The sequence below is a fragment of the Streptomyces sp. NPDC046977 genome, assembly GCF_040644455.1.
GTDB lineage: Bacteria > Actinomycetota > Actinomycetes > Streptomycetales > Streptomycetaceae > Actinacidiphila.
The window spans coordinates 15,807-40,786 of record NZ_JBEYWO010000024.1; the positions used below are offsets into that span (position 1 = coordinate 15,807).

Annotated in this window: 16 protein-coding genes; 4 read left to right on the top strand and 12 right to left on the bottom strand. The window is 74.7% G+C overall.

Annotation, left to right across the window (positions count from 1 at the left end; genetic code table 11):
• Window positions 1-7: 7 nt before the first annotated feature.
• Window positions 8-1,603: a glycerol kinase GlpK gene (glpK, locus tag ABZ883_RS30200; protein WP_360911656.1), complete on the top strand. Its 1,596-nt coding sequence runs from the start codon at window positions 8-10 to the stop codon at window positions 1,601-1,603.
• A 14-nt stretch (window positions 1,604-1,617) separates the two neighbouring features.
• Here the strand turns inward: glpK and ABZ883_RS30205 are convergent, their stop codons facing one another.
• The 4 genes from ABZ883_RS30205 to ABZ883_RS30220 all read right to left on the bottom strand — a co-directional run bounded on the left by ABZ883_RS30205 (window position 1,618) and on the right by ABZ883_RS30220 (window position 5,711).
• Window positions 1,618-2,223: an ATP/GTP-binding protein gene (locus tag ABZ883_RS30205; protein ID WP_360911657.1), complete on the bottom strand. Its 606-nt coding sequence runs from the start codon at window positions 2,221-2,223 to the stop codon at window positions 1,618-1,620.
• A gap of 128 nt (window positions 2,224-2,351) precedes the next feature.
• Window positions 2,352-2,744 (bottom strand): DUF742 domain-containing protein, encoded by a 393-nt coding sequence (locus ABZ883_RS30210; RefSeq protein ID WP_360911658.1) that lies wholly within the window; start codon window positions 2,742-2,744, stop codon window positions 2,352-2,354.
• Between the two features lie 10 nt (window positions 2,745-2,754).
• A complete protein-coding gene (locus ABZ883_RS30215) occupies window positions 2,755-3,171 on the bottom strand; it encodes a roadblock/LC7 domain-containing protein (RefSeq protein ID WP_360911660.1) in 417 nt (138 codons plus the stop codon).
• Window positions 3,168-5,711, bottom strand: a complete 2,544-nt coding sequence (locus ABZ883_RS30220) for a nitrate- and nitrite sensing domain-containing protein (RefSeq protein ID WP_360911662.1) — start codon at window positions 5,709-5,711, stop codon at window positions 3,168-3,170. Before ABZ883_RS30220 ends, ABZ883_RS30215 begins: the two co-directional genes overlap by 4 nt.
• 324 nt (window positions 5,712-6,035) lie before the next feature.
• Here ABZ883_RS30220 and ABZ883_RS30225 point away from each other — a divergent pair, with 324 nt between their 5' ends.
• On the top strand, window positions 6,036-6,479 hold the full coding sequence (locus ABZ883_RS30225; protein ID WP_360911664.1) for a hypothetical protein: 444 nt from the start codon (window positions 6,036-6,038) through the stop codon (window positions 6,477-6,479).
• Between the two features lie 25 nt (window positions 6,480-6,504).
• Here the strand turns inward: ABZ883_RS30225 and ABZ883_RS30230 are convergent, their stop codons facing one another.
• The 7 genes from ABZ883_RS30230 to ABZ883_RS30260 all read right to left on the bottom strand — a co-directional run bounded on the left by ABZ883_RS30230 (window position 6,505) and on the right by ABZ883_RS30260 (window position 19,734).
• Window positions 6,505-11,205: a hypothetical protein gene (locus ABZ883_RS30230; protein WP_360911666.1), complete on the bottom strand. Its 4,701-nt coding sequence runs from the start codon at window positions 11,203-11,205 to the stop codon at window positions 6,505-6,507.
• Between the two features lie 97 nt (window positions 11,206-11,302).
• The gene (locus tag ABZ883_RS30235; protein WP_360911668.1) at window positions 11,303-12,184 is read right to left on the bottom strand and encodes a hypothetical protein; all 882 of its coding nucleotides are present in this window, start codon (window positions 12,182-12,184) and stop codon (window positions 11,303-11,305) included.
• 79 nt (window positions 12,185-12,263) lie between these two features.
• The gene (locus tag ABZ883_RS30240; protein ID WP_360911670.1) at window positions 12,264-13,784 is read right to left on the bottom strand and encodes a hypothetical protein; all 1,521 of its coding nucleotides are present in this window, start codon (window positions 13,782-13,784) and stop codon (window positions 12,264-12,266) included.
• A gap of 205 nt (window positions 13,785-13,989) precedes the next feature.
• Entirely contained in the window at window positions 13,990-15,060 is a 1,071-nt protein-coding gene (locus tag ABZ883_RS30245; RefSeq protein ID WP_360911672.1) for an SGNH/GDSL hydrolase family protein, read from the bottom strand.
• On the bottom strand, window positions 15,057-16,208 hold the full coding sequence (locus ABZ883_RS30250) for a glycosyltransferase (RefSeq protein ID WP_360911674.1): 1,152 nt from the start codon (window positions 16,206-16,208) through the stop codon (window positions 15,057-15,059). Before ABZ883_RS30250 ends, ABZ883_RS30245 begins: the two co-directional genes overlap by 4 nt.
• Window positions 16,205-17,326 (bottom strand): glycosyltransferase family 1 protein, encoded by a 1,122-nt coding sequence (locus ABZ883_RS30255; RefSeq protein WP_360911676.1) that lies wholly within the window; start codon window positions 17,324-17,326, stop codon window positions 16,205-16,207. The genes ABZ883_RS30250 and ABZ883_RS30255 overlap by 4 nt, the downstream gene beginning before the upstream one ends.
• A 947-nt stretch (window positions 17,327-18,273) precedes the next feature.
• Window positions 18,274-19,734, bottom strand: coding sequence for a HEAT repeat domain-containing protein (locus tag ABZ883_RS30260; RefSeq protein WP_360911678.1), 1,461 nt, complete (start codon window positions 19,732-19,734; stop codon window positions 18,274-18,276).
• Between the two features lie 345 nt (window positions 19,735-20,079).
• On the opposite strand from ABZ883_RS30260, the gene ABZ883_RS30265 reads away from it, so the two are divergent.
• Window positions 20,080-21,573: a SpoIIE family protein phosphatase gene (locus ABZ883_RS30265; protein ID WP_360911680.1), complete on the top strand. Its 1,494-nt coding sequence runs from the start codon at window positions 20,080-20,082 to the stop codon at window positions 21,571-21,573.
• A gap of 181 nt (window positions 21,574-21,754) precedes the next feature.
• On the opposite strand, the gene ABZ883_RS30270 is transcribed toward ABZ883_RS30265, so the two are convergent.
• On the bottom strand, window positions 21,755-23,227 hold the full coding sequence (locus ABZ883_RS30270; protein ID WP_360911682.1) for a hypothetical protein: 1,473 nt from the start codon (window positions 23,225-23,227) through the stop codon (window positions 21,755-21,757).
• A 392-nt stretch (window positions 23,228-23,619) separates the two neighbouring features.
• Here ABZ883_RS30270 and ABZ883_RS30275 point away from each other — a divergent pair, with 392 nt between their 5' ends.
• Complete coding sequence (locus ABZ883_RS30275; protein ID WP_360911683.1) at window positions 23,620-24,717, top strand: aminoglycoside phosphotransferase family protein; 1,098 nt, start codon at window positions 23,620-23,622, stop codon at window positions 24,715-24,717.
• The last annotated feature ends 263 nt before the right edge of the window (window positions 24,718-24,980 follow it).

Consider the following 24,980-nt stretch of genomic DNA (forward strand, 5'->3'; position numbering starts at 1 on the left):
GGCGGTCATGACCGAAACGTCCGACCAGGCCACGCGATACGTGGCAGCCATCGACCAGGGCACGACCTCCAGCCGGTGCATCGTCTTCGACTCCCACGGGTCGGTCGTCGCGCTCGACCAGCGCGAGCACCGCCAGATCTTCCCCAAGCCCGGCTGGGTGGAGCACGACGCGACGGAGATCTGGTCCAAGGTGCAGGCGGTGGTGGCTGGCGCGCTCGCCAAGGCACGGCTGCGCCCCGACCAGCTCAGCGCCCTCGGCATCACCAACCAGCGCGAGACGACCGTGCTGTGGGACCGCGCCACCGGCCGCCCGGTGCACAACGCGATCGTCTGGCAGGACACCCGGACGGCCGCGCTCTGCGCCCGGCTCGGCGGCACCGACGGCCAGGACCGCTTCCGCGAGTCCACCGGGCTGCCGCTGGCCAGCTACTTCTCCGGACCCAAGGCCGCCTGGCTGCTGGACAACGTACCGGGACTGCGGCGCCGGGCGGAGAACGGCGAGATCGCCTTCGGCACCGTCGACTCCTGGCTGATCTGGAACCTCACCGGCGGCACCGAGGGCGGCACGCACGTCACGGACGTCACCAACGCCAGCCGGACGATGCTGATGAACCTGGAGACGCTCCAGTGGGACCCGGCGATCCTCGCCGCGATGAACGTCCCCGAGGCGGTCCTCCCGGAGATCCGCTCCTCCTCGGAGGTCTACGGCACCGCGGTCGGCGCCCTCGCCGGCGTCCCGGTCGCCGCCGCGCTCGGCGACCAGCAGGCCGCCGTCTTCGGCCAGGCCTGCTACGCGACGGGCGACGCGAAGAACACCTACGGCACGGGCAGCTTCCTGCTGCTCAACACCGGCGACCGCCCGGTGCCGTCCAAGAGCGGGCTGATCACCACGATGGGCTACCGGCTGGGCAGCGAGCCGCCGGTGTACTGCCTGGAGGGCTCGATCGCCATCACGGGCGCCCTCGTCCAGTGGTTCCGCGACAGCCTCGGCATCATCAGGTCCGCCGACGAGATCGAACCACTGGCCGCCAGCGTCACGGACAACGGCGGTGCCTACATCGTCCCGGCCTTCTCCGGCCTGTACGCGCCCTACTGGCGCTCCGACGCGCGCGGGGTGATCACCGGCCTCACCCGGTACGTCACCAAGGCGCACCTGGCGCGGGCCGTGCTGGAGGCGACGAGCTGGCAGACCCGCGAGGTCGTGGACGCGATGTACCAGGACTCCGGGGTGCGGCTGACCGCGCTCAAGGTGGACGGTGGCATGACCGCCAACAGCCTGCTGATGCAGCACCAGGCGGACGTCCTGGGCGTCCCGGTGGTCCGGCCCCGGGTCCCGGAGACCACGGCGCTCGGCGCGGCCTACGCGGCGGGGCTCGCCACGGGTGTGTGGGACGGCCTCGACACCCTCAAGGCGCTCTGGCAGCAGGACGCGCAGTGGGAGCCGCGGATGGACGCGCGGACCCGTGAGCAGGGGTACCGCAGTTGGAAGAAGGCGGTCGAGCGCAGCTTCGGCTGGGAGGAGGAACCGACCGGCGCCGCGGGCGCCGGCGGGGACGACGATCTCGACGACCGTGAGGACGGCGTGCCCGTACCGGCCGTCTGAGCGGGCCGCGCGGCTCAGTTGGCGGCGGCCGCCCGCCGGACGCCCGCCTGCTGGGCCGCGTGCTCGACGACGGTGATGAGCACTTTCTTCGCCGAGGCGCGGTCCCGCGCGTCGCACATCAGCAGCGGCACCTCGGGGTCGAGGTCGAGCGCGTCGCGGACGACCTCGGGCTCGTGCTGCTCCGCGCCGTCGAAGCAGTTCACGGCGACGGCGAAGGGGATGCCGCGCCGCTCGAAGTAGTCGATCGCGGAGAAGCAGTCCTCCAGCCGCCTGGTGTCGGCCAGGACGACCGCGCCCAGGGCGCCCTGGGCCAGCTCGTCCCACAGGAACCAGAAGCGGTCCTGGCCGGGGGTGCCGAAGAGGTAGAGGACCAGGTCCTCGCGGAGGGTGATGCGGCCGAAGTCCATCGCCACGGTGGTGGTGCGCTTGGACTCGACACCGGCGATGTCGTCCACCGGACGGCCCGCCTCGCTCAGCGCCTCCTCGGTGCGCAGCGGCCGGATCTCGCTGACCGCGCCGACGAGCGTGGTCTTGCCGACACCGAAGCCGCCCGCCACCAGGATCTTGAGGGTGACCGGCTCGACGACGGAAGGACGGCGGTCAGAGCGCCCGAAGACCATCGATCACTCCTGGAATTGTCGGACGGTCGGCTCACGGCAGGGGGAACCCTACTACGATCCGACCGCCCAACTCGCCGCGGGCCCTGTGCCGTTGCGGCCCCGCTGGTTTTTCCCGGACAGCACCGTCGTCACAGAGCGCGCAGGCCCTCGATGACCTCGCGCAGCAGCCCCTCGTCGGGCAGTTCGGCCGGCGGCACCGGGCGGGTCACGTGGACGAGCCCGGCCTCCAGAACGTCACCGACGAGCACGCGGACGACACCGACCGGCAGATCGAGGTCGGCCGCGAGTTCCGCCACCGACGTCGGCTGCTCCCGGCACCGTTCCACGATGTCGACGTGCTCGGGCGACAGGGTGTGGTCGGCGTCCTCCTCGGCGTCCCCGGAACGGGACTCGGAGATCACCAGGGCGATCAGGTCGAGCCGGCTCTCGGCGGCATGGCTGGTACGCCCGCGCGTCATCGCGTAGGGCCGCACCACGGGCCCGGCGTCGTCGTCGTACCAGCGGTCCGCTTCGGAAGTCATCGCGCGCCCGTCACACCGCCCGGGCGTCTTCGTCGCGCGGCGCGGTGGCCAGGTGCACGCCCACCCGCTTCACCAGCAGCGCCATCTCGTACGCGATCTGGCCGACGTCGGAGTCGGCGTCGGCCAGGACCGCCAGGCAACTGCCGTCGCCGGCCGCCGTGACGAACAGGAAGGCCTCGTCGAGCTCCACAAGGGTCTGCCGGACCTGGCCGGCCTCGAAGTGCCGTCCGACGCCCTTGGCGAGGCTGTGGAAGCCGGAGGCGACGGCGGCCAGGTGCTCCGCGTCCTCGCGCGACAGTCCTTCGGACGCGCCCGTGGCCAGGCCGTCGCCGGACAGCACAAGGGCCTTGCGGATGCTGGCGACGCGGCCGACCAGCTCGTCGAGGAGCCAGCTCAGCTCGCGGGTCGGGCTCGATGGTGCGGTCATGGACCGTTCCCCTCAGTGGTGGTTCTGGTTGCGCTGTCTCCCCCCGGCTCCGCCGGGGCAGCCCCCGGGCGGGCGGGACGGGGGGCGTCTGGTTCGTCGAGGTGGTCCGCCCGGCCGCGCTCCCAGCCGCGCTGGAGGGAGGCCATACGGTCGCGCACCTCCTCGGGGGTCCGCTCACGGCCGCCGCCGTCCCCGGTCGCGCGGGCGGCGGGAACGGGCGTCTCCGTACTCGTGTCGGTGCGCAGTTGCGGGGCGAGGCTGGCCTGCCGCACCCGGCGCGGGAGCCCGCCGGAGGCGGCCGCGTCGGGTGCGGGAGCCTCGGCCGCGGGCGCGGGACGCTCCTTGGTGCCCGCGGCGACCGGCCGGCCGTTCTCGGAGACCAGCACCGGGGTGCGGCGGCGGCGCGGCAGGGCGCCCGGCTCCGGCGGTTCCGGCGCGGCCGCCGGAACCACGGACAGCGGCGCGGCCGCCGGGTCCGGGTCGTGCCTGCGGTGCTCGCGCGGCTCCTCGTCCGGCTCCGGGTTCAGGCCCCAGGTGCGGAAGCCGTGCTCGGTGGCGGCGGCCATGGCGTCGTCGCCCCCATCGGAGCCGCCGGGCTCGCCGAAGACGGCGTCCTCGGCACGGCCGCCCGCGCCGGCGGCGTCACCGCCGTCGGTCAGCAGCTCCGTGGGGACCAGGACGACCGCCGTGGTGCCGCCGTAGGGGGACTGACGCAGCGAGACGCGCACGCCCTGGCGCCGGGCGAGCCGGCTGACCACGAAGAGGCCGAGCCGGTCGGTGTCGGAGAGCTCGAACTCGGGGGTCTCGGCGAGCCGGAGGTTGGCCTCCAGCAGGGCGTCGGGGGTGAGCCCGAGGCCGCGGTCGTCGATCTCCAGGGTGAAGCCGTTGGCGACGGCCTCGCCGTGCACCTGGACGTGCGTGTGCGGGGGCGAGAACACCGTGGCGTTCTCGATGAGTTCGGCGATCAGATGGGTCAGGTCGGCGACGGCCGCACCCGTGACCGCGAGCCGGGGCAGCCGGCGCACCTCGACGCGCTCGTAGTCCTCGATCTCGGCGACGGCCGCGCGGACCACGTCCATCAGCTGGACCGGCTTGCGCCACTGCCGTGACGGCACCGCGCCGGAGAGGATGACCAGGCCCTCGGCGTGCCGGCGCATGCGGGTGGTCATGTGGTCCAGGCGGAAGAGGTCCGCGAGTTCCAGGGCGTCCTCGGTGCGGCGCTCCATGGCGTCCAGCAGCGTCAGCTGGCGGTGCAGCAGGACCTGGCTGCGGCGGGCGAGGTTGACGAAGACCTCGGAGACGCCGCGGCGCATCTCGGACTGGCGCACGGCCGCCTCGACGGCGGCCCGCTGGAGGGTGTTGACGGCCTTGCCCACCTGGCCGACCTCGTCGTCGGAGTAGTCCAGGCGCGGTGCCTCGGTCTCCACGTCGACCTCCTCACCGGCGGCGAGGCGGCGCATGACACGGGGCAGCCGGACCCCGGAGACCTCCTGGGCCTCCTTGCGCAGCCGCGACAGGTCGCGGATGAGGCCGCGGCCGATGCGGAAGGAGACGACGACGGAGGCGATCACCGCGACGAGGCCGAGACCGCCCGCGATCGCGGCGCTCGCCAGCAGCCGCATGGCGATCGGTTCGGCGCTCTTCTTGTAGAGGTCGCCGGCCGCGGTGCCGGTGCGGTCCAGGTCGCCGAGGGCGGCGGTGGCCGTGGACTGCCAGGAGGCGCGGTCGGCGGCCCTGGGTGCGCCGCCGGCCCCGGCGGCGATCACGGCGTCCTCGGCCGTGCGCAGGGCGCGTCCGGCCGGGCCCTCCCAGTAGTCCCGGTAGACGGCGCGCTCTGCCTCGGTCAGCAGGCCGAGGTTGTCGGCGAAGTAGGCGCGCTGCTCGGCCACGGCGAAGGTGAACGAGCGCATCTCCTGCGGGCTCATGCGGCCGGCCGTGACGGCGGCGGCCACGAGCGCGTCCTCCTGGCTGACCGCCTCGCGGGCCCGGGCGAGCTGGATGAGCGCGCGGCTCTGCTTGTCGATGGCCGCGTTGTTGAGCGGGTTGAGCGTGTCGAGGAAGTCGTAGCACGGGCGGAACAGCGCGCTGTAGGCGGCGAAGGCCTCATTGCGGCCCACGGTGCCCTTGACGACCTTGTCGCGCAGCGCGTCGACGGCGCCGAAGCCGCTGACGACGAGATCGAGACGGCGGCGCGCGTCCTCGGTCAGCGGGGCCCGGTTGGCGGGGGAGGCCGCGTTGGAGCGCAGTCGCGCGATCAGGTCGTCCGTCTCGCGCTCGCTGCGCAGCAGGACGCCGCGGGTGTCGGACCGGCGAGGATCGGCCAAGTACACCAGGGAGGCCCTGCGTTCCTGCTGAAGCGCCTGAACGGTGTCCTCGACCGGGTAGCGGAGTTCGTTGACCGTGCGCTCCACGCCGAACAGGCCCCACACCTGACGGCCCGTCAATGTGGCCGCGAAGGCCCAGATGGCCGTGAGGGACACCAGCGGAATGAGCAGCAGTGCCACGATCTTCCGCCGGATCGTCGTACCGCGAAAGCGCATGGCCTCCCCAACGTCGGACCCGGTCACGGGGCGTCCTGTTCCGGCAATAAACGGCGCGAGCCTACTACTGCAACCTGCCCCGTCCGAAAGCCCGCCTTCCTCTCTTGTCCCGGGACGACCCGATTCGTACGGATGAACGGCGGCCGTCGCTGGCCGAAATGCAGCGCATCGGGAACCACGGGCACCTGTCGTTCGTGATCGGGGCGGGGAGGGGCGCTCCGGAATGCGGGGGGCATTCATCGGCGGATACCGGGCAGCCACTCTGGAGTCGGACATCGGGGGTCCGGCACCGCACCACCCGGATCCCGCGAGGGAGCAGATTTCGTGGACGACCTTGTCGAGGACGCATTGGATCGGGACATTCCGGAACGCCGGAAGCGGCGCTCACTGTGGGTCGAGGAGCCGGTCGGGCGGCCACGCATGCCCGATCCGGTCCGCGTCTCGGCCGTGCGGGCCGTGCTCGTCGTGTCCTTCACGCTCATCGCGGCGGTGGTCGCGACACTGGGGGCGGCCGGACACTCGTGGATCGCGGCGCCCGCGACGCTCGCCGCGATAGGCAGCACCGTGGTGGCGACGTGGGCGGTGCTGGACGTGTGGATCACGCGCCAGGTGTGGAACCAGCGCAACGGCGTGATCTCCAGCCCCAGCAGCGCCGCCCGCGCGCTGCGCCGCGAACGGCGGCGGGAGCGGCGCCGGGCACGCCGCGGGACCCGCGGCACGGGCGGTGCCCGGACACTGCCTGGGCACCGGGCGCGGGTGGCTTCCTAGACCGCGGCTCCGACGGGCCCCGCGCTCAGCCGGCGTCCTGCGGGGCGGGCTGCTCCGCGGGGCGGCGGAACATCCGCGTCGCGGTGATCTCGCCGTGCACCGGCTCGGACTCCGGGTCCCGCTGCGGCAGTCCGGGGCGCAGGTGCTCCTCGACGCTGATGTACTTCAGGCCCGCCCGCAGGTCGGCGTCATTGCGCAGCCGGACCACCAGCGGGAACTCCGCGAGAGCGGTGGTGTCGAACAGGCCGGTGGTGTAGATCAGCTGGACGCCGAGCGCGTCGGCGACGGCGCGCTGCAACTCCAGCAGGTACGTGGCGTTGGCGCGGCCGATGGGGTTGTCCAGGAAGAGCGTGCCCGCGTGCCGGTGCCGGTCGCGGCCGCGGTCGTTGCTCCGCAGGGCCGCCATGGTGCAGTAGAGCGCGATGGCCGCGGTGAGCAGCTGGCCGCCGGAGAAGACGTCGCCCATCTGCCCGACGGGTACGCGCTCGGCGCGTAGCACGGCGTCCGGCTTGAGGATCTCCACGGCCACGCCCTTGGGCTCCAGCGCCGCGGCGACCGCGCTCAGCAGCAGGGACATCCCGTCGCGCCGCAGATCGGAGTTCTTGCGGACGGCGGCGCGGGTGGCCTCGTCGATCACCGCGCCGAGCCGCTCGCCGAGTACGGCGTGGTCCGGGTCCTCGAAGCGGATGCGCAGGAACTCCTGACCCGACCACTCCCCCAGCCCCTCCGGCAGCCGGGACAGCCGCTGCGCGGAGCGCAGGGTCGTCAGTGAGGACTCCACGAGGCCCCGCAGCCGGTCCACGATGCTGTCGCGGTTGCGCTCCAACTGCTCCAGCTCGTCGGTCAGTACGCGCAGCCGCGGCTCGAACGCCGTGTGCCACGCCGCCGCGTGCTCCGGCAGCGCCGAGGCCGGCAGCTCCCGGATCTGCTGCCGGGCGGGGGTCCTGACCTGCTCGTAGCGGGCGGCGTTGGCGTGCCGCACGAGGACGTCGCTCGCCTCGCGCAGCTGCGCGTCGGCGCCGGACAGGTCGGCGGCGCAGCCGCGCAGGCCGCGGCGGGCCTCGGCGGCGGCCGTCCTGGCCTCCTCCAGGGAGCCGGGGTGCGGCTCGGGCTCGTCGTCCTCCTCGTCCGCCTGGCGGTCGCCGTCGCGGAGCAGGTCCCGCAGGAGCGCGGCCAGTTCGTCGAAGCCGCTCGCCGCGTCCTCGGCGCCGCGGTGCGCGCGGACGAGGTCGCCGTGGGCGGCACGGGCCACCTCCAGCGCCTCGGTGCGCGCGGCGAGTTCGACGTTGGCGCCGCGCAGCAGTTCCTGGGCGTGCCCGGCGTCGCGGGGCTCCAGCTCCCCGGGCAGCGCGGTGTGCGCCTCGCCGTCCGCGGGGGCGTGCCGCTCCGCCTCGCCGCGCAGCCGGCCCAGCTGTTCGCTGGCGGTGGCGGCCCGGGAGTCCAAGGTGCCCACGAGTTGTTCGGCACGGGAGGCGGCGGCCTGCCGGGACGGGCCGTCGGCACCGTCCGGTCCCTCCAGCAACTGGGCGGCGCGGGTGCGGACCTTGTTGCTCAGGCGCTCCAGCTCGGTGAGGGCCGACTGCTCGCTGCTCTCGGCCCGCGCCTGCTCCGCGCGCAGGTCCGCGCCGACGCCGACCTTCTCGTACAGCTGCGAGGCCGCCCGGTACGCCTCGCGCAGCGCGGGCAGCGCCCCGGCGGGGCCCTCGGCGTCCCGTTCGCCGTCCGCGGCCGCGTCGTCGGGGGCGCCGGTGATCTCGGCGCGCTCCGCGCGCAGGACGCGGGCGGTACGGCGGGCGTCGTCCGCGGCGCGCTGGGCGGCGCGGCGGTCCTCGTCGGCGGCGCGGGCCCGTTGCAGGCACACCTCGGCGCGGGTCTCCGCCTCGGTGGCGTCCTCGGCCAGTTCGCGGGTCCGGCGCTGCCAGGTGGCGCGTTCGCGCAGCCGGAACGCCAGGCCGGCCAGGGCGTCGGCCGCGCGGCGGGCCAGCTGGGCCGCCTCCTGCCGCTCGTCCCGCAGCCGGGTGGCCTCGGCGGCGGCCTCGTCGGCCTCCACGCGCCGGCCGCGGGCCTCGGTGAGTTCGTCGCGGGCGGTCACCGCGGCCGTCCGGGCGGTCTCCACGGCCTCGCCGAGTTCGCCGAGGCGGCCCGGCGGGCAGCCGTCCCGCCACGACGACAGCCGCGCGGCGAGCGTACGGTCCTCGGCCAGCCGGGCGGCCAGACCCCGGATGTCCTCCTCGCGGGCACCGGCCCGCGCGCGCAGCGTGCGGCGCTCGCCGTCGGCGGCCAGCTCGTCGTGCATCGCCGGGTTCGGCGGCACGAGGAAGACCTCCGGCTCGGGACCGGCGGGGGCGGGCGGCGCGAGGAGGGCGGCGGAGGTGCCGACCGCCACCGTGGACCGGGGCAGCAGCGCCGCCTGCGCCAGCACCTCGCGGGCCCGTGCGTGGGTGCCCGGGTCCGTGACGACGACCCCGTCCACCAGCTCCGGCCGGGCGGCCAGCACCGCGGCGTGGTCCACGGGGTCGACGGCCTGGGCGAGGTAGCGCCAGCCCGGGAGGGCGGGGATGCCGTGCTCCCCCAGGTACTCCACGGTGGCCAGCACGTCCGGGCTGGGCGGCAGCAGACCGCCGTCGCCGAGGGCCGCCAGGATGCGGGCGTCGTCGGCCGCGGCGGTGCGCAGGTCGAACAGCTGGCGCTCGGCGGAGGCGACGGCGCCCTCCAGCATCTCCCGCAACGACTCGGCGAAGCCGTCGAGTTCGGCGGCGCTCAGCGGGCCGTCGGCGGGGTCGCGCGGTACGGAGTCCTCCGGGGCGGGGCGGCGTGCGCCGGTCGCCTGCGAGGGGATCGCGGCGGCCGGCTCACCGGCGGGACGGCCGCCGTCCGCGGCCGGCGGCAGGCTCAGCAGCTCCGCGAGGCGCGGCTCGGCGGCCAGCGCGTCGGCGACCCGCGTCTCGGCGGCGTGGGCCGTCTCGGCGGCCGCGAGGGCATCCGCGGCGCGGGCGGCGGCGAGTTCGGCACGGGACTCCGCGGCGGCGGCGACGCGGGCGAGGTCGCCGGTGCGGCGAGCGGCCTCACGGGCCGCCTCGGCGGCGCCCGCGGCGGCCTTCTCGGCGTCGGAGGCCTCCAGCGCGGCGCGGGCCGGATCGGCGTCGGGGGCGGAGTCGTCGAGCCATCCGGCACGGACCGCCTCGGTGGTCTCCTGCTCCACCTCGGCGAGGCGCTGCGCCAGGTGACCGGACTCGCTGCGGGCACGCTGGGCGGCGGTGGCCGCGTCGGTCGCGTCGCGATGCGCCGCCTCGGAGCGCGCCTGCAACTCCGTCGACCGCTCCTCCTCCGCGTCGGCGCGCTCGTCGGCGGTGTCGGCGGCGGCGTGCAGCGCCCGCACCAGGTCGCCCGCGGCCCTGGTACGGGCGGCGAGCGCGGGCGCGGCGTCGCGTTCCGCCTCGCGGATGGCGGCGGTGACGCGTGCGAGGCGGTCGGCGGCGGCGCGGTGCCGCAGCACGATCTCGGCGGCCTGCCAGGCGGACTGGAGCGTGCGGGCGTCGCCCAGTTCACGGCGCAGTGCCGCGGCGCTCTTCTCGCCGACGGCGAGCGCCAGCGAGGCGTGCCGGTAGGCGAGTTCGGCGGCGATCAGGGAGCCGCGGCCCCGGGCGGCGTCGGCGTCGGTGACGGTGTGCGCGGCCCGGGCCATCTCCTCGGCGAAGTCGGCGGCCCGGCCGCGTTCCTCGTGGGCGCGGGCCGACAGCCGCCGGGCCAGGCTCCGCGTACGGCGCTCGGACTGGACGTGCACGGCGCGGGCCCGGTCGCGGGCGGCCGTGGCGTCCACGATGCGGCCGAGGAGTTCGAGGGAACCCGCGGTGAAGTCGCGTTCCGCGGTGAGTTCGGCGCGGCGGCCGAGCTTCCCGGCGAAGCCGTGCACGAGGTCGGCGAGCCCGTCGGTGTCACGGGTGTCGGTCACGGCCCGCAGCAGCAGATCGGTGAAGTCGGAGTCCTTCTTGACCGCGAAGAGACCGGCCGCCTCGCCCTCGTCCGCGTTCATCTCCCGCTGGTAGCGGAAGAGTTCGGGGTCGAGGCCGAGCAGCCCCAGGTGCTCGTTCCAGCGGTCGTGGATCTCCTCCCACACCACGTCGAGGTGCGGGTAGAAGCGTCCGGCGTCGGTGAGGGCGTCGCGGAAGCCCTTCATCGTCCGGCGGCGGCCCCGCGCGCCCGAGGTGCCCTCGGCGGACGGCCGCACCGCGGTGGACTCGGCGACGGGCAGCGAGTCCAGGCCCAGACCGGGACCGGGCCGGAAGGAGTACCAGGCCTCGGCGAACCGCCGCGGGTCGGAGGAGACCTGGCGCCCCCGCCACTCGCTGACCTTGCCGACCACGACCAGTTCGCCGGTGACGGTGTGCTGCCACTCCAGCGCGACGTGCCCGCAGTCGTCCGCGAGCAGGAACTTGCGCAGCACGCCCGAGCTCGCGCCGCCCAGGGTGTTGCGGTGGCCCGGCAGCATGACCGAGAAGATCAGCTTCAGCAGGACCGACTTGCCGCCGCCGTTCTCCAGGAAGAGCACCCCCGCGGGCGCCGGCCGGCGCGGCGGCCCGGCCGGCTCCTCCTCGAAGAACTCCGCCTGGGCGGGGGCCGGCTGGGGCACGGGCTCGCCCACGCCGCGCAGATCCAGCACGGTGTCGGCGTAGCGTGCGCCGGCAGGCCCGATCGAGTAGAGGCGGACCCGGGACAGCTCGTACATGGCGGACTCTCGTGGTGGTGGTCAGGGATCGGGGACGGGGCGACGGAGGTCGGGGTCGGGGTCGGGGTGGGTGCGCGGGACGGGGCGGCGGCGGGGCTCAGGAGTGGAAGGGCAGACCCGCACCGGCGACGAGGTCCAGGTCCTCGCCGTCCTCGGGCGGCAGTAGCGCGGCGGAGCCGTCGGCCACCGGGACGATGCCCAGGTCCAGGAGCTCCGCCATCGCCGCGCTGCCGGCCATGTCGCGGACCTGCAACTGGTAGCGGGCGGTCGTGCGGAACGTGCCGCCCGACTCGTCACCCGTGCGCTGCAGGAAACCGGAGTCGACGAGGAATGCCACCGCCTTGCCGACGATGCCGGTCGTGGAGCCGGCGAGCCGGCGGGCGTCCTTGGTGGCGCCGGTCGAGCTGCGGCGCACATAGACCCGCCAGGCGGCCTCCAGGCCGGGGGCATCGCTCGCCGGGTCGGTGTTCTCGCCCTGCTCCTCGGCGCGTTGCTCCAGCCTGCGGCAGGCCTGCCGCAGAAAGCCGTCGATGCCGTTGACGGTGACCCGGCCGATGTAGGCGTCGTCGGCCAGGTCCTCCGGGCGGGGGAACGCCATGGCGGCGGTGGCCAGATGGGCCAGGCCGTGCAGGAAGCGGTCCCCGGCGTCGGAGGCGGCGCGGCGCGAGTAGTCCCCTATGCGCACGGCGAAGACCGAGTCCTCGCCCGCGGCCATCGCCATGCCCGCGCGGGGCGAGACCTCGAGCACGACGAGACCGAGCCCGGTGGCGACGGCGTCGGCGAGCCGGGCGAAGGGGGGGTCCTCGCGGTAGCGGCGGATCAGCTCGGCGTACTCGGCGTCGCGGGCGGGCAGCAGCTTCGGCTGGAGCCCGAAGGCCGCCAGGCGGGCGGCGTCCGCGGCGTCCGCGGGGGTGACGCCCCCCGTGCCGGCGGAGGGTGCGGGCTGGGGCGCGCTCTCGCCTTCGCGGTGGTCGCTCACGGGGTGGTCTCCTGGGGACGGACGGTCGTGCGGTGTGCGGTCGTTCGGGCGCCGGTGCGGCGCACGGGGGTGCCGGTCGTCACGCCACCTCCGAGCGTTCCGCCGCCATCCCGGCCGCGTCCAGCCGGGCGGTGCCGACGATGAGGTCGGCGCCGCCGAACTCGGGGTCCTCCAGCCGCGTGCCGTCGTCGACGGCGAACAGCAGGCGCTCCTCGCCCTGGCGGTAGGCGGTGCCGACCGGGGGGCTGGCGGCGTGCACGGCCAGCAGCGCGACCAGATAGGGCAGTTCGGGATCGCGGCGGCGGGCCTCGGCCAGCAGGCCGGACAGCCGGCGCGGGGCGTCGTGCGGCAGGTCGAGCAGATCGAGGGCGGACTCCAGCTGCTCGTCGCTGAAGCGGCTGTCGTCCGGGGTGGCGATCAGGTCGGGCTCGGGCATCTCGGCGCCCAGGTGCTCGCGTTCCACCGGCGGGGTGAGCAGCGCGTCCACGAGGTCGGTGACGCGTACGCAGGACGCCGTACGGAAGCCGGTGCCCCGGGCGAACCAGGCGTCCGTGACGCGCAGCGCACGTTCCACGGGGAGCGGGAGGACGGGGGCGACCAGCTGCCCGTACAGGTCGAGCACACCGACGAGGGCGCTGCCGCGCGGGGCGGCGAAGGCCTGGCGGTCCTGCTCGGCGCGGAAGATGGGCCCTGCCTCCAGCAGCCGCGACTGGAGCTGGGTGTGGCGGCGGATGCAGTCCTTGACGATGTCGACGAGCTCGGCGGCGCGGCGCTTGTTCTCCGGGTCCTCTGCCTCGTCGCGGGCCTTGCGGATGTTGGTGAGGATCGCGTTCTCGTGGCGGTAGCGGTCGGCGACGTGGGCCAGCGCCTCGTCGATCATGTCGGGCACGGTGCGCAGCCAGTCGACGGCGCGCACATTGCGCCGGGTGGCGTCCAGGGCGCGGCGCAGCGACTCGGCGTACTGCACCGTGCGGTAGCGGGCCTGCTCGGCGGCGAGCTGGGCGTCGGCGAGGCGGCCGCGGTTGACCAGCACCTCCAGCTTGACCTCGGCGGCGATCTGGGCGCTGGTGACGTCGGTGTCGAGGGCGCCGACCAGGACGTTGACGGCCTCGTCCGTGGTGCGCAGGTAGACCGTGCCGTCGCGGCCGGCCACCTCCTCGACGAGCTTGAAGTCGTAATCCCTGCGGACATAGGACCCGTCGGGCCCGAAAGTGCCGTAAACGGCTCGGAAGCCGCGGTCGACACTGCCGACGTTGATCAGGTTCTCCAGCACCCAGCGGCCCACCCGCTCGTGCTCGGCGGCGGAACGGCCGGGCGCCTGGGCGGCGACGCGGGGCAGCAGCCGGGAGATTATCTGGTCGTGGTCGGCCCCGGTGTCGAAGTCCATGTTGAGCGTGACCAGGTCGATGGCGGCCAGGGCGATCTCCGCCATCGCGTACACCGAGTACTCGCCCGCGAGGTTGGCCTTGCGCACGTCGAGGTCGTGCAGCGGCGCTGTGCAGGCCAGGGCCTTGAGCCGACGGGCCAGGCCCTCGTCGGCGGCGGGTCCCGGCGCGGGCCGGACACCGCCGCTGAACTGGTGCGGAACGGTGGTGGTCACGACGACAGACTAGGCGGTCCCACCGACATCGGCCGAAACGACGCGGACCGGCCGGTCCGTCCCGCTGCCGACCCCCTTGTCCCCTGTGCTCCTCACCCCGCCCTCGTGGTCTCCCCCGTCCCTCCCCGTGGCCCCGCCTTTCGTACTCACCGCCGCAGCCCGCGAACCGGCCCGCGCCCGCCCGGACGGGGGGCGCGGTCCCGGGTCACGTCGTCGTCGGCGTCACGCCCGAAAGGCGGGAGAGCGCCAGCTCGGTGGCGTGCCGGGACCGCAGGTCCAGCAGTCCGTCGGTGCCCGCGAGGCGGTGCCTCGCCTCCTGGCCGGCCAGCCGCATGAGGTCGGGCAGCAGGTCCGTGCAGCGGGCCACCACCCAGCGCGTGCCCTTGGTGGCCATCCACAGCACGCTCGCCGCGGTGCTGGGCCCAGGACCTCCGGGGACCGTGGACGGCGGCTCGCCGACCGGCAGTCCCTCCGCGACCAGCAGCTTGTGGAACTCGCGGGCCAGGAGGCGGTGTCCGAGCTCGCTGGGGTGCAGCTTGTCCGCGCTCCACGACGTGCGGTCGGCGACCCACGAGTGGCGGGCGGCGTGCAGATGCACCGTGCCGTACCGCTCCGACAGGGCGTGCACGACCGCGTTCAGTTCGGCCATGCGCCGTCCCAGCGGGCGGGCCAGCGGCCACGGCAGCCCCAGCATGCGCCCGGGGTCGGGCAGGCAGGCGGTGAGCACCACCGCTCCGTGGGCGCGCAGTTGGCTCACGACCACGTCGAGCCGCCGGGCGACGGTGCCGATGTCGAAGGAACCGCGGAGGGTGTCGTTGGCGCCGACCACCACGGACGCGATGTGCGGGCGGTGGCTGAGCGCCTCCTTCAGCTGCTCCTCGGCGACGTCCTTGGTGAGGGCGCCGCTGCGCGAGCAGTTGATCATCCGTACGTCCGAGGGCTCCGCCGCGAGACTCGTGGCCAGCAGCGCGGCCCAGCCGCGCCATCCGCCGGGGACGGGGTCGCCGAGTCCGGCGGTGAGGGAGTCGCCGAGCGCGACGAAGCGCACCTCGCGCGTGCCGAGTTTGGACACCATGGACGGTACGGACGTCCGCGCGGGCGGCGCGGCGGGGCCCGCCGGGACGGCAGGCGCGACCGGCGGGGCGACCGGCACGACGGCCGCGACCTGGGCGGCCGGCGTGCCCGGCGCGGCCGTCACGGAAGCCACAGCGGCCACGGGAGCCGGGGGTCCGGGCAGCTCGGCGGCGAGCGGTACGTCGGTGCCCGCCGCGGTCATGTCGCGACCTCCGGGCTGTACACCGGAGCGGCGTCGTGGGCGGCGAGGAAGGCGTTGACCGCGGTGGGCCAGCCGTACCGCTCGGCCTGGGCACGGGCGACGGCGCGCCGGATGTGCTCGGGCCGGGACAGCAGGTGGCTGACCGCGTCGGCGAAGGCGGGGCCGTCGTCCGTGGCGGCGGCACCGGCCGGGCCGAGGATGTCGGGCAGCGCGGACAGGGCGCTGGCGACGACCGGGGTACCGCAGGCCAGGGCCTCCAGGGCGGACAGCCCGAAGGTTTCCACGGGGCCGGGCGCCAGGACCACGTCGGCGGTGGCCTGGAGCGCGGACAGCGAGTGCCGGCCCGAGACGTGCCCGAGGAAGGAGACCGGCAGCCGGGCCTCGCGGGCACGCGCCTCCAGCCGTTCCCGCATCGGGCCCTCGCCGGCGACGACGAGCACCGCGTCGACGCCCTGGCGGCGCATGTACGCCAGCGCCTCCAGCGCGCGGCCGGGACGCTTCTCCGGCGACAGCCGCGAGCACATCACCATCAGGATCTCCGCACCGCCCGCGTACCTGGCCCGCAACTCCGGGTCGTGGTGCGAGGGGTGGCAGTTCTCCAGGTCGACGCCGAGCGGTGCGCGCACCACATTGCGGGCGCCGATCCGCTCGAACTCGGCGGCGGCCCAGCCCGTGGTGCACACGATGCGCGAGTAGTGGTGCGCGCTGCGCCGGTTGATGCGGTCGGCGGCGTTCTGTGCCATGGCGCTGGGCATGCCCCAGGTGCGCAGAACACCGTCGACGCTCTCGTGGCTCACCATGACGGCGCGCACCCGGCGGCGGCGGGCCCACTCGCCGGTCCAGCGCAGCGTCGTACGGTCGGAGACCTCCAGGCGGTCCGGGCGCAGCGAGTCCAGGAGCTGCTCCAGGCGCGGCCGTCCGGTCAGCACGCGGTAGCCGCCCGTGCCGGCGACCAGCGGGCCGGGGAGGGTGATGACGCGGCCCTGGGAGGTCATCTCGTCGGAGCCGGTGGCCCCGGGGACGATCAGGACGGATTCGTGGCCGGCGGCGACGTAGCCCTCGCCGAGGTGGCGCAGCGCGGTGCGCAGGCCGCCCGAGGTGGGGGTGACGAAGTTGGCCAGCCGGACGATGCGCAGGGGGCGGTTCACGCGGCCACCGCCGCACGGGCGTCGATCACCTGGGCGTAGTGGTCGAGCAGCATGTCCCCGACGGCGTCCCACGTGCGGGCGGCGACGTCGGCCCGGCCGGCGGCGCCGAACTGGTCGCGCATCGCGGGCGCGGACGCGAGGGTCCGTACGGCCTCGGTGAGCGCGTCCATGTCGCGGGGCGGCACCAGCAGGCCGGTGCGGCCGTGTGTGACCAGGTCCAGCGGACCGCCCACGGCGGGGGCGACGACCGGCAGGCCGGATGCCATGGCCTCCTGCACCGTCTGGCAGAAGGTCTCGAACGGGCCGGTGTGGGCGAAGACGTCCAGCGACGCGTAGATGCGTGCCAGGTCGTGGCCGGTGCGCCGGCCGAGGAAGACCGCGCCGGGCAGTGCCTCGCGCAGGCTCGGGGCGCTCGGCCCGTCGCCGACGACGATCACCTTCACACCGGGCAGCCGGCACGCGCCGGCGAGCAGCTCCACGTGCTTCTCCTGGGCGAGGCGGCCGATGTAGCCCACCAGCACCTCGCCGTTCGGGGCGAGCTCACGGCGCAGCTCCTCGTCGCGGTGCCCGGGGTCGAAGCGCGAGGAGTCCACACCGCGCGGCCACAGGTGGACCCGCGGCACCCCGTGCTCCTCCAGGTCGCGCAGCGACGCGCTCGACGGCGCCAGCGTGCGGTCCGCGGCGGAGTGCACGGCGCGGATGCGGCGCCACGCGGTGCTCTCGCCGAGGCTCAGGTACGTGCGGGCGTAGCCCGCCAGGTCCGTCTGGTAGACGGCCACGGCCGGGAGGTGCTGCCGGGTGGCGGCGGCCATGCCGCGCACGCCCAGGATGAACGGGCTGGCCAGGTGGACCAGTTCCGCACGGTGCGCGGCGATCGCCGCGGCGGTCCTGCGGCTCGGCAGCGCCACCCGGACCTGCGGGTAGCCGGGCAGCGGCAGCGACGGCACGCGGACGACGGGACACGGGTCGTCCCCGGGTGGTACCTCGTGCGGTCCTGCTGGCGCGATCACCAGCGGTTCATGGCCCTTTCGGACCAGGTGCTCGGCCGTACGCAGGGCGCAGTGGGCCACTCCGTTGACGTCGGGAGGGAAGGACTCGGTGACGATGGCTACTCGCATACGGACGTTGTCGGCTCTCTGGGCGTGTTCCCGGCCACGTGGATCTTTCACCTTGGGGAACGGGCCGTGAGCGTTGGCCCCTCACTGGGCCTTCCGCCCGAAGCGCCGGTCCCCGGGCGAACCGGGCCCAATTGATCGACTGCCCCGAAAGGTGCCGTCCTGCGGCTGTCATGCGGCGCTGCGAGTGCCGTCCGTGCAGGGAGAACGCCGCCGGTTCCCGGCGAGTTCCCGCACCTCGCGAATGTGTCCGAAAACCGGTGCGTGCCACGTCTGTTGCCGTGCCGCCCGCGACGGGGGACGGCCGACGGCCGTCAGTATCCGGCCGGGGGCCGGCGGCCCCGGGAGCCGGTCAGCCGGCAGGCTCGCCCGAGCGGGCCGCGGACAGCCGTCCGGACCTCCGCATCCTCCGCCGGGTCGGCGGCGAGCCGGCGAGCCGGCGAGGCTGGACGAGCACACGGACGTCGGTAGTCGTGGCCGCACGCGCGGCCTCTGTTGGAACGGTCGTCAGCATCCGGCCAGGGGCCGGCGGCCCCGGGAGCGGGTCAGCCGGCAGGCTCGCCCGAGCGGGCCGCGGGCAGCCGTCCGGACCTCCGCCCCCTCCGCCGGTCGGCGGCGAAGCTGGACGAGCACGCGCACGTCGCCAGTGATGGCCGCACGTGCGGCGTCTGCTGCTGGGCCGTCCGCAACGAGGAACGGCCGACGGCCGTCAGTATCCGGCCGGGGGCCGGCGGCCCCGGGAGCCGGTCAGCGGGCGGGCTCGCCCGAGCGGGCCGCGGACGGCCGTCCCGACCTCCGCCTCCTCCGCCGGGTCGGCGGCGAGCCGGCGAGGCTGGACGAGCACACGGACGTCGGCAGTCGTGGCCGCACGCGCGGCGTCTGCTGCCGGGCCGTCCGCGACGAGGAACACCATCCGGCCGGGGGCCGGGAGCCGCGCCCCCGGGAGCGGGTCAGCGGGCAGGCTCGCCCGAGCTGAGGCGGCCGCGGACGGCCGTCTGGACCTCCGCCTCCTCCGCCGGGTCGGCGGCGAGCCGACGAAGCTGGGCGAGCACGCGCACGTCGGCGGTGGTGGCCGCGCGCGCGGCGAGTTCGCGGGTGGTCTCCTCGCAGTCCCAGAGGCACTCGACGGCCAGGCCGGCGCCGAAGCAGGGGTCGGTGGACGCGAGGGCGTGGGCGGCGACGCCGCGCAGCTGGGAGGAGGAGGTCTCGCGGTAGATGTGGCGCAGCACGGGGGCGGCGCAGTCGATCCTCAAGCGGCCGGTGCCCTCGACGAGTTCGGCCAGTCCGTCGGCGTCGGCCCCCTCGTGCTGGACGAGGCGGCGCAGGGCGCCGAGGACGCGGTCGGCGTCCTCCGCGCCGCCGCGGCAGGCGAGCATCCGGGCCGCGGCGGCACCGAGCGCGTCCTCGCGGGCGGACCAGACGCGGGCCCGGGTGACGGCCGCGACGCTGCGCATACGGGCGAACGACTCGAGCGCGGCGCGGGCGACGATGTCGGAGGGACCGGCGGCGGCCGCCTCCACGAGATCGAGGGCGGCGCGGTCCTGGCGGTCGGCGAGGTGCCTGAGGGCGGCGGCGCGGGCCGCGTCGGGACCGCCGCGGGCGGCTTCGAGGAGCTCGTCGCGGTCCTCGGGTCCCGCGACGGCGGCGAGACAGCGGGCGGCGGGCGCGTCGCGGTGCTGCGGCGGGTTCTCGGCGAGGCCCTCCTCGGCCCAGTCGAGCACGGCGCGCACGCTCCACCCCGGGGTGGGGCCGGCCGGCCGCAGTTGGCGTTGCCATCGGTCGAAGGCGGTCTGCTCCGAGGCCTTGCGCACGCGTTCGGAGACCTCGGGATCCGCGTCCTCGGCCCACAGCCGCCAGGGCCGGGGCTCGTACGCCTCGCGCAGCGCGGCGGCCAGTCGCGCGTCCCCCTCGGGGGTGCGCGGGAAGCGGGCGAGGACGGCGGGACCGAGCGCGCGCAGCGCCTCGTCGTCGTCACGCACCGCTAGCTCGTCCAGGGCCCATTCCCAGTTGCCGCCGGAGGCGGCGTAGCGGCGGAGCAGCAGCACGGCGTCGCGGCGGCCGTAGCCGGCGAGGTGGCCGAGCACGGACAGGGCGAGGCCGCAGCGGTGCTCGTCGGGACTGCCGGTCCCAAGGGTCGCGTCGGTGCCGTCGGCCCCAACAAGGTCTTCCGGGGCGAAGAGATGCTGTTCGATGCCGTCGAGCGGACCCTCGAGTTCGGAGTACAGGCGCGCGTAATAAAGGGAGCGTGACTCCACGCGCCAGTCGTGGCGGGGGTCGCGCAGGACGCACTGCTCCAGCGCGGCGAGCGCGTCGGCTCGCTGCGCCGCGAGGGCATGCAGGGTCCCGTCTCCGCGTCCTCGCTGGAGGAGGCCGAGAAGGGTACCGCTGGGCGCTATGTCGGGGTCGAACATGAGGTCAGCATCCGGTGCGGGGGGTAGGTTGGCAACGGGATTTTCCGTTGCCGGCTGCGAGGTATCTTCGCAGATCGTCCCGGGTTCAAACCCTTCACCCAGGCCCGGGGCGGCCCGCGGGGCCCCCGCGGTCGACGGGCCGCAGCTTACCCGGACCGGGCGATTCCGCGGAGGGTGAACACGTCACGGTCCGCAAGGCTCCCGGCATATGTCGGAAGCACCACCGGATCGGGTATCGCCGAAACCCTTACGGGCCCTCACGCCTTGTGCAACAGTCGTGACCGGACCATCCGTACGGCCCCAGTTCGGCCGGCGTCCGCATCGGAGACATGTTCGGAGAGCGTCATGCCGCCCCATCTGCATGAGGATCGTGCCACCACGCAACCGGAGCCCGGTGCCGTGGACGCGCTCATCTCCCAGGCACGTCAGTTGCGTGGCAAGGTCGACGCCGTGCGCCGCGACGCGGCCGACGACACCGAGGACCCGCGACAGCGCTGGCAGCGCGCGCTGTGCGACCTGGCCGTCCACCAGCTGGACGACCTCGGCGAGCACCTCGGCCAGCTCCGCGAGGGGTTCCCCGAGTCCGACGCGGACTCCGACACCGCGACCGGACCCGGCGCCGGGACCGGCACCGCCGCCGCGCCGCCCGAGACCTTTCTCTCCGTCCCCGCTCCCGGGCGCGCCGCCGTGCAGGCCCTCGGCCGGGCCGGCAGCGCGGAGTGGGATCTGGTGACGGACGGTGTCGAGTGGTCCGAGGAGCTGTACCGCATCTTCGGGCGTCAACGCCACGAGGGACCGCTCACCCTGGACGAGCTGCCCACCTTCCTCTTCGCCGAGGACCAGGCGGTCCTCAGCACCGCCGTCACCGGCTGCCTGGTGGACGCCCGGCCGATCGACTGCGAGTTCCGCATCGTCCGCCCGGACGGTGCGGTGCGCACGGTGCACATGGTGGGCGAGCCGGTGCTCGACGCCGCCGGCGCCACCGCCTCGATGTGGGCGGTGCTCCGTGACGTCAGTGAACTGCGCCGCAGCCAGCGAACGCTGCGCGAGACCCGTGACTCGCTGCAGCGCGAGCGGCAGATCGCGCAGACCGAGCACCGGCTGGCGGTCGAGCTGCAGGAGGCCGTGCTGCCGCCGTGGCGGGGCTCCCTGCGGTTCCCGCAGAACGGCGGCCTGCCCGCGGTCGATCTGGCCGCGCACTATCTGCCCTCCGCGACCAGCGCCCTCATCGGCGGCGACTGGTACGACGCGCTGCAACTGCCCAACGGCTCGGCGCTGCTGACCGTGGGCGATCTCACCGGGCACGGGGTGTCCGCCACGTCCGGTATGGCGATGCTGCTCGGCGCGCTGCGCGGCATGGCCGTGGCCGGGCTGGAGCCGGGCCCGCTGATGGGGTGGCTCAACCAGATGCTGGACAGCTCCGCCCAGCCCGCGCTGGGCAGCGCGCTGTGCTGCCGCTACGACCCCGCCGACCGCAGCCTGCTCTGGTCGCAGGCGGGCCACCCCGCCCCGTTGCTCTTCCGCGACGGGACGGGGCGGCAGTTGGAGGCGCCGGAGGGTGTGCTCCTCGGCGCCACCGCGGGCGCGCAGTACGGCCAGGCGAGCCTGCGGGTGATGCCCGGCGATCTGCTGGTGCTGCACACCGACGGGCTCACGCCGCGCCGCCCGGGTCGCGGGTCGGCCACGGACGTCCCCGTCGGGGTACGCCGGCTGCTGGAGCTCGGCCCGAGGTTCGCCCAGGCCCGTACTCCTCAGGAGTGTGTGCGGATCGTGGTGGAGGAACTCGGCGCCCCCGAGCGCGAGGACGACGCCTGCGTGCTCATCGCCAAGTTCCACTGACCGACCCGGCCGTTCCACAGGGGACGGTCACGGCATGCGGTCACCCATTCCTCTTCACATGGACGCGCGGCCCGTTCCTCAGGGATGCCGGAAGCGCTCGGGAGAGCCGGCTCGTTCGGCGTCGAGTCGGCTGGTCCCGGTGCGGGGCACCCGGTCGGACGGTACGGGAGTCACGGCCGGATCAGATGGCGGTGCCACGGCGCTTCGGGGCCGGCAGTGAGTTCTCGATCTCCTCGCGCAGATCCTGGATCTTGGTGAAGTCGGCGTAGCGCGCCGTGAGCCGGTACATCTCCCGCAGCCGGTCCCAGGTGCGCTGCGAGGAGTTCTGCTGGATGGTGAGCAGCGCGAGCCGTGCGTAACGGTCCGCCTGCTCCGGGTCGTCGGCGATGAAGCAGGCCGAGGCGAGCGAGATGTAGTCGAAGATGTTGGAGCGCTCGCGGCCCTTGCCGCGCAACTCCAGTGCCCTGCCTGCGTGCATCTGCGCCTGCCGGGCCGCGAGCGGCTCGTACTCGGCGAGGGTGCGGTACGCCAGCGCCTGCATGCCGTGCAGGTCGGCCTCGTCGAACATCTGCATCCAGCTGGGCGGCGGGACGTCGCCGCGGTCGGAGGCGAACAGGTCCTCCGCCTCGCCCAGGGTGCGGCGCATCGCCTGGCCCCGGCCCATGGACGCCTGCGCCCAGGCCTCGATGGTGCAGAGCATGGCGCGGGTGCGGGGCAGGGTCTGCTCCCCCGAACCCGACTGCGCCAGCTTCATCAGGTCCAGCGCGTCGTCGGGACGGCCCAGGTGCACCATCTGCCGGGCGGCACGGGACAGCGCCTCGCCGGCCCGCGGCCGGTCGCCCCCCTCGCGGGCGGCGTGCGCCGCGATCACGAAGTACTTCTGGGCGGTGGGCTCCAGGCCCACGTCGTGGGACATCCACCCGGCCAGTACGGCCAGGTTGGCGGCCACGCCCCACAAGCGGCGTGTGAGGTGGGTCGGGTGGTCGTAGGCGAGCATGCCGCCCACCTCGTTGAGCTGGCCCACGACCGCCTTGCGCTGCAGCCCGCCGCCGCGGGCCGCGTCCCAGGCGCGGAACACCTCGACCGAGCGCTCCAGCGCCTCGATCTCCTGGGAGCCGATGGGGGCCGCCTCGTACCGGTCGTAGGAGGCGGCGTCGGCGGCGAAGGGGTCGCCGCTGGTCCGTGCTCCGGCGCCGGGCGCCGGATCGGTGTGGAGCCAGTCGTACATGGCGTTGCTGATTGCGGAGCCCGCGGCGAGCGCGGCGCCCGCGCCCACCAGACCGCGTCGGTTGAGCATGAGGTCCATTCCCGTGAATTCGGTGAGGACCGCGGCTGTTCGCTCCGGTGGCCAGGGCAGTCCGTCGGCGCTGACGGACTCCTTCTTTCCTGTACGCCGATGCCGGCCGAACCCGAGATCCTCGATGGTTACGACACGGCCGAGGCGCTCGGTGAACAGTGCGGCCAGCACGCTCGGGACGGGTTCGCGCGGGGATTCCCCGGTCTCGATCCAACGGCGCACGCGCGACGTGTCGGTCGCCAGCTGCGGGTGGCCCATGGCCGCCGCCTGCCGGTTGACCAATCGCGCGAGCTCCCCTTTGGACCATCCGGTGAGTGCGAACAGGTCCGCGAGCCGTGTGTTGGCTTCCTTGTCCATTCAAGCCCCCAGGTTCCTCGGCACTCTTGACACTAATGGCCGGTCACGGCCGCCGCGAGCATTCGCCAGGGTTCGCCAGGGTTCGCCAGATGGTCTGCCACCCGCGATCAGTGGTCAAGTAAGAACGCGCCACCCGGCCCGGCACCCGCCGGCTCGCGAACGGTCGCAATCGAGCATCTTTCGAAAAACGCCGATCAGCGTTGAACACCTTGAGATGCCGGTGCGTACTTGTCCGCGAGGGGGCACGGCGCGTGGAAGGAACGGACCGCCGGCCCGGACCCGCATTCCCCAGGATGCGGGAACGGCCCCGGCCCGGACCCGATCCGCTCCACGCGCCGGCCCGCCACCTCGTCAAGAGCTCGTTGGCACACGAAGGGATCTGTCTCCCCCTCATGTATTCAGCATCGTCCTCCGTGTCCGCACCGCCCCGGCCGACTCAGTTCCCGGGGTTCGCCGGGACAGGGACCGCCGTACGTCCGCGACCCGTGCTTCCCGCCCCCCGACGGGGCGCCCCGGGCGGTGTCTCCCATCCGCTCAGCGGGAGGCTCGACTTGACCGGCCCACAGGGCGCGCAGCTGCGCTCGGCCATCGCCTCTGTGCAGCGCATCGCCCCTGAGTTCACCCCCGTCCAGATGCTGCGCCGCAGCAGCCGCTCGGTGCTGCTCGTGGGCACCTCCGGGCGGGCGCCCGCCGTGGCCAAGTGCCTGCTCGACCACTCCCCCGGCTGGGTGGAGCGGTACCGGCACGAGATCGCCGCGTACCGGGCGTTCGTGCGGCACCGCCCGCCGGTCCGGGTCCCCCGGCTGATCGCCGCCGACCCCGAGAGCTGCACGCTGGTCCTGGAGCGCATGCCCGGACGCGTCGCCGCCCTCCAGCGGCACCCCTCCGAGGCGCCCCCGCGCGCCGACGTACGGATGGCGCTCGGCGCGATCTCCCGCCTCAACACGTGGCGGCCGCCGGCCGGTGTCTTCGACGCCCCCGTCGACTACGCGGCCCGGCTGTCCCGCTACCACGAGCTGGGGCTGCTCACCGACCGCGACATGGGCGATCTGCAGAAGATGCTGCACGGTCTGGCCCACGTCCAGGGGCAGTTCAACCACGGCGACGCGCTGCTGTCGAACGTGCTGCTCTCCCCGGCCGGCCCCGTGCTGGTCGACTGGGAGCACGCGGGCTGGTACCTGCCCGGCTACGACCTCGCGGTGCTGTGGATGATACTGGGCGACGACCCGATGACCCGGCGTCAGATCAGCCAGATGGCACAAGCCGCGGGACCCATCGCGCGTGACGCCTTCCTGGTGAATCTGATGCTGGTGATCACGCGGGAGATCCGCACCTACGAGACCGCCATGCAGCGCACCATGCGCAGCACCGTCCCGGCCGGTCCGGGCGCGGCGGAGGCCGGTGAGGAGCAGCGGTTGCTGCTGCGCCGGCTGCACGACGACGCCGGGCTCGCCCGGAGGGCCGTACGGGCCGCCGTCGGTACGAGGTGATCTGCGGGGCGGTTCGGGGCCGTTCCGCCCCCGCCCGGTGGCCGTGTGCCACCGTGCGACGGGGGCACACGCCCCGTCAGCCGGGACCGAACGGGCAGCGGCGGACCACTCCGCCGGCCCACCGCAGGCCACGGCGCCCGTGTCAGCGAGGACGTCGACACGGGCGCTGACATGCGCGAATGCACTTCTCCTCCGGTAGTTGACGGATGATCGGACGCGGGACACCGCTGTGGTTCCCGATCGGCCCCGTGCGTCACACAGGA

Excerpts from the sequence above, each read along its gene's own strand:
- ABZ883_RS30270 (WP_360911682.1), bottom strand. The coding sequence starts at position 23,227 with ATGGACAAGGAAGCCAACACACGGCTCGCGGACCTGTTCGCACTCACC.
- ABZ883_RS30245 (WP_360911672.1), bottom strand. The coding sequence starts at position 15,060 with ATGACCGCGGCGGGCACCGACGTACCGCTCGCCGCCGAGCTGCCCGGA.
- ABZ883_RS30260 (WP_360911678.1), bottom strand. The coding sequence starts at position 19,734 with ATGTTCGACCCCGACATAGCGCCCAGCGGTACCCTTCTCGGCCTCCTC.
- ABZ883_RS30205 (WP_360911657.1), bottom strand. The coding sequence starts at position 2,223 with ATGGTCTTCGGGCGCTCTGACCGCCGTCCTTCCGTCGTCGAGCCGGTC.
- ABZ883_RS30255 (WP_360911676.1), bottom strand. The coding sequence starts at position 17,326 with ATGCGAGTAGCCATCGTCACCGAGTCCTTCCCTCCCGACGTCAACGGA.
- ABZ883_RS30230 (WP_360911666.1), bottom strand. The coding sequence starts at position 11,205 with ATGTACGAGCTGTCCCGGGTCCGCCTCTACTCGATCGGGCCTGCCGGC.
- ABZ883_RS30210 (WP_360911658.1), bottom strand. The coding sequence starts at position 2,744 with ATGACTTCCGAAGCGGACCGCTGGTACGACGACGACGCCGGGCCCGTG.
- ABZ883_RS30275 (WP_360911683.1), top strand. The coding sequence starts at position 23,620 with ATGTATTCAGCATCGTCCTCCGTGTCCGCACCGCCCCGGCCGACTCAG.
- ABZ883_RS30265 (WP_360911680.1), top strand. The coding sequence starts at position 20,080 with ATGCCGCCCCATCTGCATGAGGATCGTGCCACCACGCAACCGGAGCCC.
- ABZ883_RS30215 (WP_360911660.1), bottom strand. The coding sequence starts at position 3,171 with ATGACCGCACCATCGAGCCCGACCCGCGAGCTGAGCTGGCTCCTCGAC.
- ABZ883_RS30220 (WP_360911662.1), bottom strand. The coding sequence starts at position 5,711 with ATGCGCTTTCGCGGTACGACGATCCGGCGGAAGATCGTGGCACTGCTG.
- glpK (WP_360911656.1), top strand. The coding sequence starts at position 8 with ATGACCGAAACGTCCGACCAGGCCACGCGATACGTGGCAGCCATCGAC.